14 protein-coding genes and 1 pseudogene are annotated in these 17,405 nt (G+C 70.1%); 14 read left to right on the plus strand and 1 reads right to left on the minus strand.

Translation table 11 applies throughout. The features are described 5' to 3' along the window. The first annotated feature begins 127 nt into the window (after positions 1–127). The gene (locus ABD156_RS27110) at positions 128–1,843 is read left to right on the plus strand and encodes a GMC family oxidoreductase N-terminal domain-containing protein (protein ID WP_344279557.1); all 1,716 of its coding nucleotides are present in this window, start codon (positions 128–130) and stop codon (positions 1,841–1,843) included. A gap of 709 nt (positions 1,844–2,552) precedes the next feature. After that, the gene (locus ABD156_RS27115) at positions 2,553–4,493 is read left to right on the plus strand and encodes a bifunctional copper resistance protein CopD/cytochrome c oxidase assembly protein (protein ID WP_344279560.1); all 1,941 of its coding nucleotides are present in this window, start codon (positions 2,553–2,555) and stop codon (positions 4,491–4,493) included. Positions 4,494–4,648: 155 nt separating this feature from the next. Here the strand turns inward: ABD156_RS27115 and ABD156_RS27120 are convergent, their stop codons facing one another. Continuing rightward, positions 4,649–4,882: a hypothetical protein gene (locus ABD156_RS27120; RefSeq protein ID WP_116199915.1), complete on the minus strand. Its 234-nt coding sequence runs from the start codon at positions 4,880–4,882 to the stop codon at positions 4,649–4,651. Between the two features lie 189 nt (positions 4,883–5,071). Between ABD156_RS27120 and ABD156_RS27125 the strand changes: the two genes are divergently transcribed. The 12 genes and pseudogenes from ABD156_RS27125 (at position 5,072) to ABD156_RS27180 (ending at position 17,403) form a co-directional block, all read left to right on the plus strand. Continuing rightward, complete coding sequence (locus ABD156_RS27125; RefSeq protein WP_344279566.1) at positions 5,072–7,309, plus strand: heavy metal translocating P-type ATPase; 2,238 nt, start codon at positions 5,072–5,074, stop codon at positions 7,307–7,309. A gap of 89 nt (positions 7,310–7,398) precedes the next feature. Further along, positions 7,399–7,545: pseudogene (locus ABD156_RS27130) on the plus strand (SDR family NAD(P)-dependent oxidoreductase); the annotation flags it as partial. A gap of 234 nt (positions 7,546–7,779) precedes the next feature. Next, a complete protein-coding gene (locus ABD156_RS27135; protein ID WP_344279829.1) occupies positions 7,780–8,538 on the plus strand; it encodes a 2,3-dihydro-2,3-dihydroxybenzoate dehydrogenase in 759 nt (252 codons plus the stop codon). A gap of 167 nt (positions 8,539–8,705) precedes the next feature. Then, complete coding sequence (locus tag ABD156_RS27140; protein ID WP_344279569.1) at positions 8,706–10,199, plus strand: isochorismate synthase; 1,494 nt, start codon at positions 8,706–8,708, stop codon at positions 10,197–10,199. Then, a complete protein-coding gene (locus ABD156_RS27145; protein WP_344279572.1) occupies positions 10,196–11,791 on the plus strand; it encodes a (2,3-dihydroxybenzoyl)adenylate synthase in 1,596 nt (531 codons plus the stop codon). Before ABD156_RS27140 ends, ABD156_RS27145 begins: the two co-directional genes overlap by 4 nt. 3 nt (positions 11,792–11,794) lie before the next feature. Beyond that, the gene (locus tag ABD156_RS27150; RefSeq protein WP_344279575.1) at positions 11,795–12,457 is read left to right on the plus strand and encodes an isochorismatase family protein; all 663 of its coding nucleotides are present in this window, start codon (positions 11,795–11,797) and stop codon (positions 12,455–12,457) included. Continuing rightward, the gene (locus tag ABD156_RS27155; RefSeq protein WP_116199911.1) at positions 12,454–12,696 is read left to right on the plus strand and encodes a phosphopantetheine-binding protein; all 243 of its coding nucleotides are present in this window, start codon (positions 12,454–12,456) and stop codon (positions 12,694–12,696) included. The genes ABD156_RS27150 and ABD156_RS27155 overlap by 4 nt, the downstream gene beginning before the upstream one ends. After that, the gene (locus ABD156_RS27160) at positions 12,693–13,550 is read left to right on the plus strand and encodes a siderophore-interacting protein (RefSeq protein ID WP_344279580.1); all 858 of its coding nucleotides are present in this window, start codon (positions 12,693–12,695) and stop codon (positions 13,548–13,550) included. Before ABD156_RS27155 ends, ABD156_RS27160 begins: the two co-directional genes overlap by 4 nt. An 82-nt stretch (positions 13,551–13,632) precedes the next feature. Then, positions 13,633–14,631 carry an ABC transporter substrate-binding protein gene (locus ABD156_RS27165; RefSeq protein WP_344279583.1) on the plus strand — a complete coding sequence of 333 codons (999 nt, stop codon included), beginning with the start codon at positions 13,633–13,635 and terminating at the stop codon, positions 14,629–14,631. Then, positions 14,628–15,611, plus strand: coding sequence for a FecCD family ABC transporter permease (locus ABD156_RS27170; protein WP_344279586.1), 984 nt, complete (start codon positions 14,628–14,630; stop codon positions 15,609–15,611). Before ABD156_RS27165 ends, ABD156_RS27170 begins: the two co-directional genes overlap by 4 nt. Further along, complete coding sequence (locus ABD156_RS27175) at positions 15,608–16,630, plus strand: FecCD family ABC transporter permease (protein ID WP_116199907.1); 1,023 nt, start codon at positions 15,608–15,610, stop codon at positions 16,628–16,630. Before ABD156_RS27170 ends, ABD156_RS27175 begins: the two co-directional genes overlap by 4 nt. Next, positions 16,627–17,403 carry an ABC transporter ATP-binding protein gene (locus tag ABD156_RS27180; RefSeq protein WP_344279590.1) on the plus strand — a complete coding sequence of 259 codons (777 nt, stop codon included), beginning with the start codon at positions 16,627–16,629 and terminating at the stop codon, positions 17,401–17,403. The genes ABD156_RS27175 and ABD156_RS27180 overlap by 4 nt, the downstream gene beginning before the upstream one ends. Positions 17,404–17,405 lie beyond the last annotated feature (2 nt).

Here is a 17,405-nt window from a genome sequence, read left to right on the forward strand (position 1 = left end):
ATCGTGTCCTTCGGATCCGGCCGCTCGTTTCGGTCCCCCCGGACGCTCGGGCCGGTCCTGGGCGCGGCCGTTCTCCGGCCCTACCGTCACCTCGTCCGCGGACGCCTGCCGAGCACAGGAGACCTCGATGACCGACTTCGACGTCCTGATCATCGGGTCCGGTTTCGGCGGCAGCGTCACCGCGCTGCGCCTCGCGGAGAAGGGCTATTCGGTGGGCGTCGTCGAAGCCGGCCGTCGTTTCGCCGACGAGGAGCTTCCTGCGACGAATTGGCGGCTGCGCACCTTTCTGTGGGCTCCCAAGCTCGGCTGTTACGGCATCCAGCGCATCCACCTGATCCGCGACGCGCTCGTTGCCGGCGGCGCGGGCGTCGGCGGGGGTTCGCTGAACTACGCCAACACTCTTTACGTGCCGCCGGAACCGTTCTTTCGGGACCCGCAGTGGCGCGACATCACCGATTGGCAGGCCGAACTAGCGCCCTTTTACCGGCAGGCGCAGAAGATGCTCGGCGTGGTCCAGAACCCCCGTGTTACTCCCGCCGACGAGGTTTTCCGCCGGGTCGCCGACACCCTGGGCTTCGGCGACACCTTCGTGCGGACCCCGGTCGGCGTCTATTTCGGCGAGCCAGGCGAAACCGTCGCCGATCCCTACTTCGGCGGAGCCGGCCCCGACCGCACCGGCTGCACCGAATGCGGCGACTGCATGGCCGGCTGCAAGGTCGGTGCCAAGAACACCCTGGTCAAAAACTATCTGTACCTGGCCGAAAAAGCCGGCGCGCAAGTCCTGCCGATGACCACGGTCACCGAATTCCGGCAACTGCCCGACAGCACCTGGTCGGTCACCACCGAACGCAGCGGCGCCTGGACACGCAAGCACCGCACGACCCTCACCGCGCGGCACGTCGTGCTCGCCGCCGGCACGATGGGTACGCAGAAACTGTTGCACGCCATGCGTGATCGAGGCGTGCTGCCGAACCTGTCGGACCGGCTGGGCGAACTCACCCGCACCAACTCGGAAGCCGTCGTCGCCGCAGTCGGCAAGAAGATCGACCCAACCCGCGACCTGTGCCGAGGCGTGGCGATCACCTCGTCCTTGCACCCGACCCCCGACACCCACCTGGAACCGGTCCGGTTCGGCAAGGGTTCGAACTTCCTGGGCCTGCTGCAAACCGTGATGGTCGACGGCGGCGGCGCGCTCCCGCGCTGGCTGAAATTCCTGCTCACGGTGCTGATCCGGCCGATGCAGCTGGTGCGCGCGCTGAACGTGCGCCGGATGAGCGAACGTTCCATCGTCACCCTGGTGATGCAACATCGCGACAACTCGCTCACTACGTACACCAGACGCACCCTGTTCGGCGGCCGCAGAATGACCTCCAGACAGGGCCACGGCGAACCGAATCCGACCTGGATTCCGGAAGGCAACGACTTCACCCGCCGCGTAGCCACCGAACTCGACGGCGACGCCCGGGGTTCCTGGGGCGAACTGGTCAACATCCCCACCACCGCGCACTTCCTAGGCGGCGCGACCATCGGCGCGGACCGCGAGCACGGCGTGATCGACGCCTACCACCGCGTGTTCGGCTACCCGACCCTCAGCGTGGTCGACGGTGCCGCTGTCTCCGCCAACCTCGGCGTCAACCCGTCGCTCACGATCACCGCCCAAGCCGAGCGCGCCGCCGCCCTCTGGCCGAACAAGGGCGACACCGACCCGAGACCAGACCAGGGCAGCGGCTACGTCCGGATCGCACCCGTGGCACCGAAAACTCCCGCCGTCCCCGCCGACGCACCGGCGGCGCTGACGCTGCTGCCGATCCACACCGTGTCCGGACCAGACGACGGCGGCTGAACCGGTGTCGCCCGCCGCTGGACGCGAGGCCATCGCCGTCCGTCGCCTGTTGTTGCCTTCCGCCGTCGTACAGACGGACAGCGAGCCAGCCGGTGGCAACCAGCGGCTCAAGGCCTCGATAGGCGTAGAGCCACGTCAGCGCCGAGGGGCAGGCCGAGCACAGGTGCTTCCCGGACCAGGGAATGCAGGATCTCCTGGCTGGTCGGGTGTCACACGGCCAGCCCCCTCCGGCTGGCGGCTGGGGTGGACTGTCGGCAAAGGTCCTTTGCCGACAGTCCGCGGCGCGTACGCCTTGACCGGGGGAGAGCTCAGTGTGGTCTGAGCTTGGGGTGTTGTTCGTGTAGTCCGTTGGTGTCTGGTGGCGTGCTTCAACGCGGCCTGAAGGGGTGTCGTTCCAGTAGCCCGTCGGTGCCTGGCGGAATGCTCCAATGTGGTCTCAAACAGGGGCTGTCGTTCGCGCAGTCCGCTGGCGCCTGGTGCGCTGCTTCAGCGCGGTCTGAACGAGGGCTGTCGTTCCCGTAGTCCGCTGGCGCCTAGTGGAGTGCTTCAGCTCGGTCTGAGCCTGGGGCGTCGTTCGCGCAGTCCGATGGTGCCTGACGGAATGCTCCAGTGCGGACTGAACCAGCCGCAGCCCGCTGGCGACCGCCGGGATCTCGACCGTGATCCAGATCGCGGGAACTCCCGGTCGTCTCCGCCCGACCATTCTGCTGTGCGCACTATTCCGGCCCCGCACCGGCGGGGTTTGCTTGCCGCCGCGGGGTTCGCCGCGGTCGTCGTCGTGGCGGTGGTCGCCGCGGCGGGCGATGTCTATGCCGCTGTCGGCAACCCGGCTCCCGGCCCGTTGACGTCCTTTGGCACCTCCTTGCTCCGGTTGATCGCCGACGCGGCCGGTGTGGCCTGCGTCGGCGGGCTTGCGTTCGCGGCGTTCCTGAGCCCGCCAGGCGAATCGGGACGGCTCTCCCCAGACGGCTACGCGGCGACCCGCACCGCAGCGGGTGCCGCGGTCGTCTGGGCGCTCGCTGCCGCGGTGCTGGTGCCGTTCGACGCTGCGGACGCGTCCGGGCGGCCAGTTTTCGAGGCCTGGCACCTGGCGGACCTCGCCGTCCTCGTGGACGCCATGGAGGAACCCAAAGCCTGGCTCTGCGTCCTGGCAGTGGCGACGACCGTAGCGATCGGCGTCTGGTGCACGCTGACCTGGCGCACCACGGTGTGGTGGCTGGGCCTCGCCGTCGTCGGGCTGCTGCCGCGGGCGATCGCCGGGCACGTTTCCATCGGCGCGTGGCACGACCTGGCCACGAATGCCTTGGTGTGGCACGTGATCGCGGCAGCACTGTGGACTGGCTCGCTGGTTGCGCTGCTGCTCCACGTCCGCGGTTCGGGCTCGGCACGAGAAGTCGCGCTGCGTCGGTACCGACGGTTGGCGACCTGCTGTCTCGTTGTCCTAGCCGCCTCCGGAATAGTCGACGGTCTCGCACTTGCCCGTCCGGCTGGATTGTCTACTGGCTATGGCTTTCTCCTCGGGGTGAAGGTCGTGATCACGGTCGTGTTGGCGGTGCTGATCGCCGCCACACGCCGGCGGTGGGGCGGCGGGAAAGCGGCTCTCGTGGTTGAGGTCGTAGTGCTGGCTGGGGCTATGGGTGTCTCTGCTGGGCTGGCGCACCTGGTGCCGCCGGCGTTCGTGGACGATCCGGCGACCGTCGGCGAGACCGTGCTCGGCTACGACCTGCCTGACCCTCCGACGTTCGCCCGGCTCTTCCTCGATTGGCGTCCGGACTTGCTGCTCGGTGTCGTGGCAGTGCTCGCCGTCGCGGCCTACGCGGTCGGGGCACGTCGTCTCCGCATTCGCGGCGACGACTGGCCGCGCGGCCGGTTCTGGGCGTGGACCTGCGGCTGGGCGACGGTGCTGATCGCGACGTCGTCCGGCCTGGGCAAGTACTCGTCCGGAACCTTCAGCCTGCACATGGTCATCCACATGACGCTGGCCATGCTCGCTCCGCTCCTGCTCGTGCTCGGCGGCCCGGTGACCCTTGCGCTACGCGCCTTGCCAGTGGCGGGCAAGCGACCGGACGGTCCGCGCGAGTGGCTGGTGGCGCTGCTGCACTCGCGGTTCACGCGCCTGGTGGCGCACCCGCTGGTGGCGTCGGTCGTGTTCGTCGGCTCGTACTACGCGCTGTACTTCTCGGGCCTGTTCGGCGAGGCGATGCGCTACCACTGGGCGCACCAGCTGATGAACCTCCATTTCCTCGTGTCCGGCTATGTTTTCTTCTGGCTGGTGATCGGCGTCGACCGCCCGCCGCGCTCGCTGCCGCATCTCGCGCGGCTCGGCATGATGTTCGCGGTGATGCCGTTCCACGCCTTCTTCGGCGTCATCCTGATGAACAAGCAGACGGTGATCGCCGAGACGTTCTACCGCTACCTGTCCCTTCCGTGGATGCCCGACCTCCTCTCTGATCAACGCCTTGGCGGCGGCATCGCCTGGGCCACCGGGGAAATCCCGATGATCGTGGTCGTCGTGGCGCTGCTGGTGCAGTGGGGCCGCCACGACGATCGCGAAGCCGCACGTCTGGACCGGCGCTTCGACCAAGGCGACGACGACGATTTCGCCGCCTACAACGCGATGCTCGCCAACCTGGCGGCCAGAAGGCAGTAGCTGCGGCCGATGACTGCCTAGGCGAATCAGGTTCGGTCACTCCTGAGTTCCGCTCGACCGGCATCGGCTCGCCGCTCGCTGAAATCTGGTAGCCCGCAGATCACGCGTCCCACCTTGGGAAGCCGCGATCTCGGTGCATCGCAACGATTCCGTCGCTAAACCACGGCTGTCACCACCTTGTCCAAGGCTCCGTCCTTGACGTCCGCGACGAGAACTTTCAGCTGTGCCAAGCTCATCTGCACACGCTGCCCGAAGTCGTCGGTCAGGACGACACGACGTTCCGGCGGGGCGGCGTCGTCGAGGAACAGTTCCGGGCAGCCGCAGTCGCAGTTGCCGCAGAACGTGGTCACATGCCGCAGATCTCCTGATGCGGCAAAGGTTTCGGACATCTTCGCTCCTGTCTGATCGGGGTCGGGTCGGGCACTGCCACCATCTGGATAGTCGTCGGGGAGGGCCGAAAGGTTCCCAAGTCACCCGAAGGAGTGGCGACGGAAAACCAGGCGTACTATGGAAATCAGTCCGCCTTCCGGCGTCGGCACTGCCACCGCCTTAGTGCCCGTTCTGGAATCCGGAGAACCATGTCTACGCACACCGCCGCCCCCGCGGCGACCCCGACCCGTCACCTCGATCTTGCCGTCGGCGGGATGACCTGTGCCGCTTGCGCGGCGCGCGTCGAGCGTTCCCTCGGCAAGCTCGACGGCGTCCGCGCCACGGTGAACTATGCGACCGAACGCGCGACCGTCCACTATCCGCCTGACCTTGACCCCGCCTCGCTGATCGCGACGATCGAGCGGGCGGGCTACACCGCGACTGTCCGCGGCGAAACGACTCCGGAAAACCGCGACGCGCGGGTGCGCGATCTGCGCCGCCGGCTGATCGTGGCCGCGGTGCTGGCGGTCCCGCTGGGAAACCTGTCGATCACGCTCGCGCTCGTGCCGTCGTTGCGCTTCCCGTTGTGGGAGCTGGTGTGCCTGCTGCTCGCGACGCCGGTGGTGTTCTGGTCGGCGGCACCGTTCCACCGTGCCGCACTGCGCAATCTGCGGCATCGATCGTCCAGTATGGACACTCTCGTTTCTCTGGGAGTGCTGGCTTCTTACCTGTGGTCGGCGGCTTCGGTGCTGGTCGGATCGGGCACCGAGGCGGGGTACTGGATCGGATTCGGCGCGACGGCGCCGGGCGCGGATTCGGTGTACCTCGATGTCGCCGCAGGCGTGACGACGTTCCTGCTCGCTGGCAGGTACTTCGAGGCGCGGTCTCGGCGAGGTGCGGCGGACCTGCTCGGCGCACTGGACGCGCTGGCGGCGAAGGACGTGCGGATTCTACGCGTGGACAGCGAAGTACTGGTCGGAATCGGCGAACTGGTGGTCGGCGACCGGTTCGTGGTGCGGCCGGGGGAGAAGGTCGCCGCTGACGGAACTGTCGACAGCGGTCTGTCCACAGTGGATGTCAGCGCCATCACGGGAGAACCGGTTCCGGCGGAGGTCGGACCGGGAAACCGGGTGATCGGCGGGAGCGTCAACCTGAACGGCCGGCTGGTAGTGCGTGCGGAGGCAGTCGGGGCACGGTCGCAGCTGGCGCAGATGAGCGCGCTGGCCGAGCGGGCGCAGGAGCGGAAGGCGGCGGTGCAGCGGCTGGCCGACCGGGTGTGCGCGGTGTTCGTCCCGGTGGTCTCGGCGCTCGCGGTGCTCACGCTGGCGGGGTGGCTGCTCACCGGGAACCCGGTGCGGGACGCGTTCGGGGCGGCGGTGTCCGTGCTGATCATCGCGTGCCCGTGTGCGCTGGGGCTGGCGACCCCGACGGCGTTGATGGTCGGCGTCGGGCGGGGTGCGCAGCTCGGGATTCTGGTGAAGGGGCCGGATGCGCTCGAGGCGAGTCGCACCGTCGACACCGTCGTGCTGGACAAGACCGGCACGGTGACTCAAGGACGGATGACTCTCGCCGAGGCCAGGGCGTTCGGATCGTACTCGTCGGCGGACGTGCTGCGTCTCGCCGCCGCGGTGGAAGCATCGTCGGAACACCCGATTGCAGCAGCGATTGTCGCCGGTGGGCCGGAGGTTCTTCCGGTCGCCGCTGAGTTCGAGGCCTTGCCGGGGCTGGGTGCGCGCGGCGTGGTGGAGGGTGCGGCGGTAGTGGTCGGAAGGCCGAGGTTGCTGGTCGGCGAAGGGGTTTCGGTTGGCCCGGAGGTCGAGGCTGAAGTGGCGTCGGCGGAGGCTGGCGGGGCGACGGTCGTGCTTGTGGCGAAAGCCGGCGAGGTCGCGGGCATGCTCGTAGTCCGGGACGAGGTGAAGCCGTCGGCGCAGGCGGCGGTCGCGCAGTTGCATCGGCTGGGGTTGAAGACGGTGCTGCTGACCGGCGATAACGAGGCGACGGCGCAGGCGGTCGCGGCGGAGGTCGGGATTCCCGAGGTGCTCGCCGGGGTTTTGCCGAGCGAGAAGGCGGCGGCGGTGTCGGCGTTGCAGCGCAAGGGACATCGGGTAGCGATGGTCGGCGACGGAGTGAACGACGCTCCGGCGCTGGCGACCGCTGATCTCGGGCTGGCCGTCGCGGAGGGTACCGATTTGGCTTTGCGTTCGGCCGACATCATCCTGGTCCGTGACGATCTGTCGGTGCTGCCGGACGCGATCCGTCTCGCTCAGCGGACGTTGCGCACGATCCGCGGCAATCTGGTCTGGGCGTTCGGGTACAACGTGGCCGCGTTGCCGCTCGCCGCGTGCGGACTGCTGAATCCGCTGATCGCGGGGGCCGCGATGTCGCTGTCGTCGGTGCTGGTGGTGGCCAACAGCTTGCGGCTGCGGAATTTCGCGCCCGGCCGCTGAACCGGAGGTGGGCGGGATCACCCTGGCCGTCGCTCACTTGATTAGGTTAGGTTTGCCTAATCAGTCGGCGACGGAGGGTGAGGTGCGCGGTGACGCGGGACGCGGAAGCCGGGATCGAGGGGCGGGTCGCGCTGGTCACCGGCGGTGCGCGCGGGATCGGGGCGGCCGTCGTGGAGGCGCTCGCCCGCGCCGGTGCTGTGGTGGCCGCAGTCGACATTGACGAGGAGGGGTTGCGGGAGGTCGCCGCGCGGGACTACGGCGCGGAGCCGGCTCGGGCTGACACCTGGGGCGATTCGGGTGGCGGGGCCACGTCGAGCTTGGCGGCGGAGCCGAGTGGGGCTGGTGCCGGGAGCGTCTCGGACAGTGGGGCGCTTGACGGTGTGGCGTCGGGCTTCGTGGCGGAGCCGGGTAGGACTGGTGCCGGGGGCGTCTCGGATCGTGGGGCGTTCGGCGGCGTCGCGTCGGGCATCGTGGCGGAGTCGAGTGGGGTTGATGCCGGGAGTGTCTCGGACGGTGGGGCGCTTGGCGGCGTCGCGTTGGGCCTCGGGGCGGAGTCGGGTCGGGTAGACGTCGGCGCTGCTTCGGATGGCAGGGCGCGTGGCGGCGGAGTCGGGCGGGTGGTGCCGTTCGTGGCGAACGTCGGGGATCCGCAGGCGGTCGCGCGGGTCGTGGCGGACGTTGAACGGGAGCTGGGCCCGATCGGGATCGGTGTGTCTGTCGCGGGGGTGTTGCGGCCCGGGACGGTCGGCGAGACCACAGACGCGGACTGGGCGGCGACCTTCGCGGTCAACTCGACCGGCGTTTTCACTGTGCTGCGCGAGATCTCCCGGCGGATGCAGCCGCGGGGGAGCGGGGCGCTCGTGACTGTGGGGTCGAATGCGGCTGGTGTCCCGCGGACCGGGATGGCTGCTTATGCGGCTTCGAAGGCGGCGGCGACCATGCTCACCCGCTGTCTCGGGCTGGAACTCGCCGGGTCGGGGATTCGGTGCAATATCGTCTCGCCGGGGTCGACGGACACCGACATGCAACGTCTACTGTGGACGGACGACTCCGGCGAAGCTCGCGTGATCGCGGGAAATCCGGGGGAATTCCGCGTCGGGATTCCGCTCGGGCGGATCGCCGACCCGGCCGATATCGCGGACGCGGTGCTCTTCCTCGCGTGCGACCGGGCGCGGCACATCACCATGCAGAACCTCTACGTCGACGGCGGGGCCACGCTTCGCGCGTGACCCGGGTCGACCCTCCGGGCGGCTTTTCCTTTTCGTCCGGATACGTTAGTGTCCATTAGGTTAGGCTAACCGAACAGTCAAGGTCTGGACCTTGCGCAAAGAACCTTGCTCAAGGAACGGACGGGGTGGCTCGGCCGCCTGCGCGTGTGCGAAAGGGAATTCACCTCGTGTCCTCACCTGCTCCGGCCCGTCCGCGGCCGGTCCACCGGGCGGCGGATCTCCTGGCCGCGTACCTGCCGGGGTCGTTCTACTACTCGTCGGCCCGCGGGGTGCTGCTCGCCGACGGGGTGCACTCGTGTGTCCGAGGCACGCCGGGCAACCGGGCCGCGGCGGCTGCTGAGGCGTTGGAAGCCGCTGTGCTGGCGGGGGTTGCCGATCCGGTTGTGGTGGGAGCGATCGGGTTTCGGCCGGATTCCGGGAGCAGCCTGATCGTGCCCGCGGTGGTGCGCCGGGCCGCGGCGCCGGGCGACTCGGCGGGCGGGGTTTCAGGTGTGGCCGGTCGTGCGGAGCTGGCTGGTGAGGTTTCAGGTGTGGCCGGTCGCGCGGGGCAGGCTGGTGAGGTTTCGGGCGTGGCCGGTACCACGGAGTCGGTTGGCGCGGATCCAGGCGTGGGCGGTCGTGCGGAGCTCGCTGGTGAGGTTTCAGGCGTAGGTGGTTGTGCGGAGCAGGCTGGTGGGGTTTCGGGCGTGGCTGGTCGCGCGGAGCAGGCTGGTGGGGTTTCGGGCGTGGCTGGTCGCGCGGAGCTGGCTGCCGGAGTCTCCGCTGAGGGAGATCGCCGGGAGTCGAGCGTGTTCTCGGCTCAAACCCCCTGGACCGTTATCCCCCAACCAACCCCCGAGGTCTACGCCGAAAGTGTCCGCCGGGCAGTCGATCTCATCGGGGACGGGGAACTCGAGAAGGTCGTCCTCGCCCGAGCGCTGGATCTCGTTGGCGAGCAAGGCGTTTCCGTCCAGCGACTGCTCCGCAACCTCGTCGTGGCGGACCCTGCGGCGCACGCCTTCGCCGTCGACGTGAGCGCACCGGGGGATCCGGCGCCGCGGACGCTTGTCGGGGCTAGTCCGGAGTTGCTGGTGTCTCGCAAGGGCGACGTCGTGACCGCGAATCCGCTTGCCGGGTCGCGGCGGCGGACGGGGGACCCGGTGCAGGACGCGCAGGCGATTGCCGAGCTGCGAGTGTCCGAAAAGGACCTCAACGAGCACGCTCTCGTCGCCGCGCAAGTCGCGGAGGTGCTGGGGCGTTACTGCACCGAGCTGGAAGTTCCGGAAGAGCCGGAAGTGATTGGCACGCCTACGATGTGGCACCTTTCGACCCGGATCACCGGACGAGTGGGGCCGGGCGGGCCGTCGTCGTTGGAGTTGGCTGAAGCACTGCATCCGACGCCTGCGGTGTGCGGCGTGCCGGTCGGGCTGGCGCGCGACACGATCGCGCAACTCGAACCGGAGGATCGCGGGTACTACGCGGGGCTGGTCGGGTGGACCGACCTCGCGGGGGACGGCGAATGGGTGGTCACGATCCGGTGTGCCGAGGTGTCCGACAAGACGGCGCGGCTGTTCGCGGGGGCGGGTGTCGTCGCTGGGTCTGATCCGGCGGCGGAACTGGCCGAGACCAGCGCGAAGTTCGGGACGCTGCTGCGTGCGCTGGGTGCGGAGGGGGTCGCGTGAGCCTGTGGCCGGAGGAAACCGCGGCGAGGTATCGGGCCAGCGGGTATTGGCGGGGGCAGACGTTCGGGGCGTTGCTGACCTCGCTCAAGGACGCGTACGCGGACCGGACGGCGGTGGTCGGCGAGGATCAGCGGTGGCCGTTCGCCGAACTGGACGAGCGGGCGCATCGGTTGGCGGCTGGGTTTGCCGCGAACGGGATCAAGCAGGGCGACCGGGTGGTCGTGCAGTTGCCGAACATTCCGGAGTTCGTGTCTGTCGTTTTCGGGCTGTGGCGGGCCGGGGCGGTGCCGGTGTTCGCGTTGCCCGCGCATCGGGACAGCGAGTTGCGGCACTTCGTGGAGCAGAGCGAAGCAACGGCGATCATCACCGTCGGAGAGCACGCTGGGCACGATCACGCGAAGATGGCGCGGGAGGTCGCCGAGGGAAGAGTCTTCGTCGTCGGGGAACCGGAATTCGCGGAGCTGGCGGAGACCGAACCGTGCGAGCTTCCGGACCCGGATCCGGAGGGGATGGCGTTTCTGCAGCTGTCCGGCGGAAGCACGGGGTTGCCGAAGCTGATTCCGCGTACTCACGACGATTACCTCTACAGCGTCAGGGAAAGTGCGCGGATCTGCGGGCTCAAAAAGGAAAGCGTGTACCTCGCGGCCCTGCCGGTCGCGCACAACTTCCCGCTCAGCTCGCCGGGGCTGCTCGGCGCGTTGCACGCGGGCGCGGCCACGGTGCTGGCGCCGCGGCCGGACGCCGATACCGCGTTCCGGTTGATCGAGGCCGAAGGAGTCACGATCAGCGGAGTGGTTCCGCCGCTGGCGGCGGCTTGGGTGCAGGCGGCGGCGCGCACCGCACGGGATCTGTCCTCTTTGGACGTTCTGCTCGTCGGCGGCGCGAAATGCGGCCGGGAGCTCGCCGAACGCATCGGGCCGGCGCTGGGGTGCCAGTTGCAGCAGGTGTTCGGCATGGCCGAGGGGCTGGTCTGCTACACCCGGCTGGACGATCCGGAAGACCTCGTCCTGAGCACCCAGGGGAGGCCGATCTCGCCGGACGACGAGGTGCGCGTCGTGAATCCGGACGATCCGCTGGCGGAGTCGGACCACGTCGTCGAGCCGGGCGAAATCGGCGCGCTGCTCACGCGCGGGCCGTACACGATCCGCGGGTACTACAACGCGGCCGAGCACAACAAGACGGCGTTCACCGATGACGGGTTTTACCGCACTGGCGATTTGGTGCGACGACGCGAATCCGGGCATCTCGAGGTCGTCGGGCGGGCGAAGGAGCAGATCAACCGCGGCGGCGAGAAGGTCGCGGCGGAAGAAGTCGAGAACCACCTGATGGCGCATCCGGGCGTGCTCGACGCGGCCGTCGTCGCGGTGCCCGACGAGTATCTCGGCGAGCGCACCTGCGCGTATGTCGTTCCGGTGGACGGAAGCCAGCCGAGCGCGGCGGAACTGCGCCGGTTCGTGCGCGAGCGCGGCGTGGCCGCGTTCAAGGTGCCGGATCTGGTGGAGGTGGTCGGGGAGTTCCCGGTCACCGGCGTGGGCAAGACCAGCAAACGCGAACTGCGGGCGGCGCTGGCCGCCCTGGCGAAGGAGAGGTGAAGCGTGTCCCTGCCGAGAATCCGGGCGTACCCGCTGCCGACGGCGGCGGACCTGCCCGAGGGGCGGGTCGACTGGCGGCCCGACCCGGCGCGGTCGGCCCTGCTCGTGCACGACGTCCAGCGGTATTTCCTTGCCCCGTATGAAGGTTCGCCGATTCCGGAGATGGTCGCGAACATCGCGGAGCTCGCCGAGAAGGCGCGCAGCTACGGCATTCCGGTGTTCTACACCGCGCAGCCGGGCAAGCAGCCGGCCGCCGATCGCGGGCTGCTCACCGAATTCTGGGGAGACGGCATCGGCGCGGTGATCGACGACGACCCGCGCGCCGCGGACATTGTCGACGAGCTGGCCCCGCGACCGGGCGACACCGTGCTGGACAAATGGCGCTACAGCGCCTTCCAGCGCAGCACTTTCCGCGAGCAGCTCGGCGACCGCGACCAGCTGCTGATCACCGGCGTCTACGCGCACATCGGCTGCCAGACCACGGCGGTCGAGGCGTTCATGCGCGACGTCCGGCCGTTCCTGATCAGCGACGCGGTCGCGGACTTCGACCGCTCCCGGCACGACCAGGCGTGCGAGTACGTCGCGCAACGCTGCGGCGTCGTCACCACCACCGCCGACGCGCTCGCCGCGCTCTCGGCGCCGATTCCCGCAGGAGCACCTCGATGAGCACCCCCGGACTCACTGCCGGCCAGGTCAACGCGGACGTCGCCGAACTGCTCGGCTGCGGCCTCGACGAGCTGACCCCGGACACCGACCTCGCCGACCTCGGCCTCGATTCGATGCGGATCATGAGCCTGGTCGAGAAGTGGCGCGGCGCGGGCGCGGCGCAGCTGGAATTCGCCGACCTCGCCGAAGACCCGCGCCTCGGGCACTGGACGAAGCTGCTCACCGGCGGCGCGCAGTGAGCCGGGACGAGCACCGGCACCGCCACACCGCCCGGATCGCGGAGGTCCGCGCGGGCCGCCAAGCCGAGAAAGTGCCGTACCCCATCCGGATCCGGCGCGCGGAGGTCGTGCGGACCAGCGCGGTCGGCGCCGGGCTGCTGCGCGTCACGCTCGGCGGGCCGGGCACGGCGGGGTTCGAGGCGCATTCGCCGGACGAGCACGTGAAGATCCTCTTCCCGGACGTCGACGGCGAGCTGCGGCTGCCCGAAGCGAACGGTGACATGCTCCGCTGGCCGAAGCCTTCGCCGGTTTCGCGCGAGTACACCGTCCGCCGCTACGACCCGGCGTCCGGCGAGCTGGACCTCGACGTCGCCCTGCACGACGGCGGTCTCGGCGCGGACTGGGCGCGCGCGGTGCGGCCGGGCGAGGCCGTGCACGTCGCCGGTCCGCCGGGCGGGCTGATCGTGCCGCATAACTACGACCGCTACCTGCTCGCCGGCGACATCACGGCGCTGCCCGCACTCGCGCGCTGGCTGGAGGAACTGCCGCGGACTGCGGTCGGCTGGGCGTTCGCCGAGGTCGCCGACGCGAGCGAGCAGATCGACCTCGACGCTCCGGAAGGCGTCGAAGTCCACTGGCTGCATCGCGGCCCAGGCCAACCGCCCGGCAGCGTCGAGCTTCTCGCCGACGCCGTGCGCGAAGTCAAGGTGCCCGAAGGCGAACGGCTTTACGCGTGGATCGCCGGGGAGGCGGGCGCGATCAAGCCGTTGCGCCGCTGGCTGCGCGACGACCTCGGGCTCGCCCGCGAGGACTACGACGTGACCGGCTACTGGAAACGCGGCGTCGCGGACTTCGACGACGAGCACGACCACTGACGCCTCGTGAGTGTTTATCCCGGTTCTAACCGGCACGAACACTCACAACCCCTACTGATCCGCACTACCTGAGGACCCTCGCATGACCGTCACCAGAAAGACCCGTCTCGCCGCCGCTGCCCTCGCGGTCGCCCTCACCGTCGTCGCCGGCTGCGGCTCCGGTGACGCACAAAGCGGCGGGAGCGACGCCCCGACCCGCGCGTTCGCCGCCGACAACGGCGAGATCAAGATCCCGGTCAAGCCGAAGCGCGTGATCGCGACCGGCTACGCCGTCCCGGCGCTGCTCGAGGCGAAGGCTCCGCTTGTCGGGATTTCGACGTGGAAGCGCGGCCTGCCGATGATGACGACCGAGGACCGCAAGAAGTACGACGAGCTGCCGAAGGTCGCGGGCGAGCAGGCCGCCGAGACGAACTACGAGGCCATCGCGCAGGCCGATCCGGACCTGATCGTGATCGGCGTGCCGAAGCCGGTGCTCGCGGACATCGACGTCAAGCGGCTGCAGGAGATCGCGCCGGTCGTGGCGATCGGGCCGTCGGTGCCGTCGGCGTGGCGGGAGCTTTCGCGCAAGCAGTCCGACGCGGCGGGCGCGCTGGCCGGGTTCGACGCCGCGCGCCAGGAGTACGAGGCGAAGGCCAAGCAGCTCGCGGACAAGTACAAAGCCGTGCTGCCGCAGCTGAAACTCGGTCACGTCGGCGCGTACGGCGAGGTCGCGAAGGGCAACTTCCAGCGCGAGTTCAAGGATTCCTGGGGCACCAACATCGCACAGGACCTCGGCGCGAACTACTACGGCCAGGTGAAGGTCAAGGGCGGCGGCTCGAAGGACGTCAGCGAGTACCCGTCGATCGAGGAGCTGCCGACCGCGTTCGCGCAGGCGGACGCGATCACCTACTCGGTCAAGCCGGACGGCTCGGTGCCGCCCGCGGTGAAGTACGTGCTCGATTCGCCGCTGTGGAAGGAACTTCCCGCGGTGAAGGCGGGCAAGACGTTCGCCTTCCGCTACACCGAGGCGGCCACCTACCGGGCGGCGATGAAGACGCTGGACGCGGTGGACCAGGCGTTCGCGCCGCTGCTGAAGAAGTGACCGCGCGCAGCCGGACCGCGCTGCTGGCCGCCGCCGTCGTCCTGCTGGCGGCGGTGGCCGTGATCAGCGTGGGCGTCGGGGCGCACGGCATCGCGCCGGCGGAGGTGCTCCAGGCGATTTTCGGGCACGGCGACCCGGCCGATCAGGCGGTGGTGCGCGACGTCCGGGCGCCGCGCGCGCTGCTGGCGGTCGGCGTCGGCGCGGCGCTCGCGGTGGCCGGGGTGCTCGTCCAGGTGCTGTCGCGCAACCCGCTGGCCGAACCCGGCGTGCTCGGCGTGACGGCCGGGGCCGGGTTCGCCATCACGATCGGTTCCGCGCTCGGCATCGCCGTTTCCGAGTCAGGGGAGCTGCTGTTCGCCGTGCTCGGCGCGGTGCTGGCGACGCTGCTGGTGTACGCGGTCGGCCGGCGGTCGCCGTTGCGGATGGTGCTGACCGGCACCGCGCTGACCTTCGTGCTCAGCGGTGTTTCGCTCGGGCTGCGGCTGCTGCTGCCGGACACCTTCGACCGGTACCGGTTCTGGGCGGTCGGTTCGCTGGCCGGCCGGGAGCAGGCTCCGCTGACCGTGCCGCTGATCGTGATCGCGGTGAGCGTGCTTGCCGCGTTCCTGTTGAGCCGTCAGCTGAACGCGCTCGCGCTGGGCGACACCGTCGCGCACACGCTCGGTGCGCGCGTGGCCCGAATCCGCGCGGTGACGCTGTTGCTGATCACGTTGCTGGCCGGCGCGGCGACCGCGGTGGCCGGGCCGATTCTGTTCGTCGGCCTGATCGTGCCGCATCTCGCGCGGCGCGCGGCGGGCGCTTCGGTGCCGTGGCTGACCGCGTTCGCGGTGGTGCTGGGCCCGATTCTGCTGCTGGTGTCGGACATCGGTTCGCGCGTGCTGCTGCCGACCGGCGAGGTGCCGGTCGCGATCGTGACGGCGTTCGTCGGCGGTCCGGTGCTGATCTGGGCGGTCCGCAAGTACGGGACGGCCGCGCTGTGACCGCGTTCGTGTTCCGCCGGGGGCGGGTTTCGCTGCGGGTCGAGCGCCGCACGGTCGTCCTCGTCGCCGTGCTGGGCGTCGTTCTCGCCGGGCTTGCGTTGCTGGGGCTTTGCTACGGCGCGGCCTGGGCGAGCCCGGCGCGGGTGTTCGCCGCACTCGGCGGATCCGGCGGCGGACCGGGCGTGGTGATCCGCGAATGGCGGCTGCCGCGGGTGGCGGCCGGGCTGGTGTTCGGCGCGGCGCTCGGGTTGGCCGGGGCGATTTTCCAGAACGTCACCAGGAATCCGCTCGGCAGCCCGGACGTGATCGGCCTCGATTCCGGGGCCTACACCGGTGCGCTGATCGCGATGACCGTGCTGTCCGGGTCGCCGGCGCAGCTGACGTTCGCGTCGGTGCTCGGCGGGCTGGTCACCGCGGCCGCGGTCTACCTGCTTTCGATGGGCGGCAGCCGGTCCGGGTTGCGGCTGATCGTCATCGGGATCGCGATCAACGCGATGCTGACCGCGTTGAACTCCTGGATCGTGCTGCGCGCCGACCTGGAAGTCGCGATCGCGGCGGTCGGCTGGAGCGCCGGTTCGCTCAACGGCATCGGCTGGAGCGACGTCGCGGTGCCGTTCGGGGTGCTGGCGGTGCTGTTCGCGGTGCTGCTGACCCGCGCGCCCGCGCTGCACCAGGCGGCGCTCGGCACGGAACTCGCGGTGACGACCGGCGTCCGGCACGAATCCCTGCGGCTGCAACTGGTCGTGATCGGAGTCGCCTGCACGGCGACGGTCACCGCGGTGGCCGGGCCGATCGCGTTCGTCGCGCTCGCCGCCCCACAGATCGGCCGCAGGCTCGCCCGCGCGCCCGGCATTCCGCTGCTGCCCGCCGCGCTGACCGGCGCGGTGCTGCTCGCCGGCGCGGACCTCGCAGCGCAGATGCTGCTCGCGCCGGTGTCGCTGCCGGTCGGCGTGGTCAGCACGGCGATCGGCGGCTGCTACCTGATCTGGCTGCTCACCAAGGAGGTGCGGCGGAAGTGACCGCCCGCTTGACCGCGCGGGATCTCACCCTGCGCTACGGCGACCGCGTCGTGTCGACGCAGTTGCAGCTCGACGTTCCCGACCGCGCGTTCACCGCGGTGGTCGGCCCGAACGCGTGCGGCAAATCGACATTGCTGCGCGCGTTCGTCCGGCTGCTCCGTCCGTCCGACGGCGGCGTGACCTTCGACGGCCGTGAGGTCGGGGCGTATCCGGCCAAGGCGCTGGCGCGGGAACTCGGCTTCCTGCCGCAGGATCCGTCCGCGCCTGAGGACGTCCGCGTCCGGCAGCTGGTCGCGCGCGGCCGGTTCCCGCACCAGTCGCTGCTGTCGTCGTGGTCGGAGGAGGACGAGACGGCGGTGGTCAGCGCGATGACCGCGGCCGGGGTCGCCGGGCTCGCCGACCGTCCGGTGCAGGAGCTGTCCGGCGGGCAGCGGCAGCGGGTGTGGATCGCGGTGGTGCTCGCGCAGCGCACGCCGTACCTGCTGCTCGACGAGCCGACGTCGTTCCTCGACATCGCGCACCAGTACCAGGTGCTGGAGTTGCTGAAGCGGCTGCGCGACGAGGGCCGCACGGTGATCGCGGTGCTGCATGACATCAACCAGGCCTGCCGCTACGCCGACCACGTGGTCGCGATGCGCGACGGCCGGGTCGTCGCCGAGGGCGCGCCCGGCGACGTCGTGGACGCCGACCTGATCAAGGAAGTCTTCGACCTGCCGAGCGTCGTGGTGCCCGATCCGGTCACCGGGACGCCGATGGTCGTGCCGTCGCTCTGACC

Origin of the sequence: Amycolatopsis albidoflavus, assembly GCF_039525725.1 — a bacterium.
Taxonomy (GTDB): Bacteria; Actinomycetota; Actinomycetes; order Mycobacteriales; family Pseudonocardiaceae; genus Amycolatopsis; species Amycolatopsis albidoflava.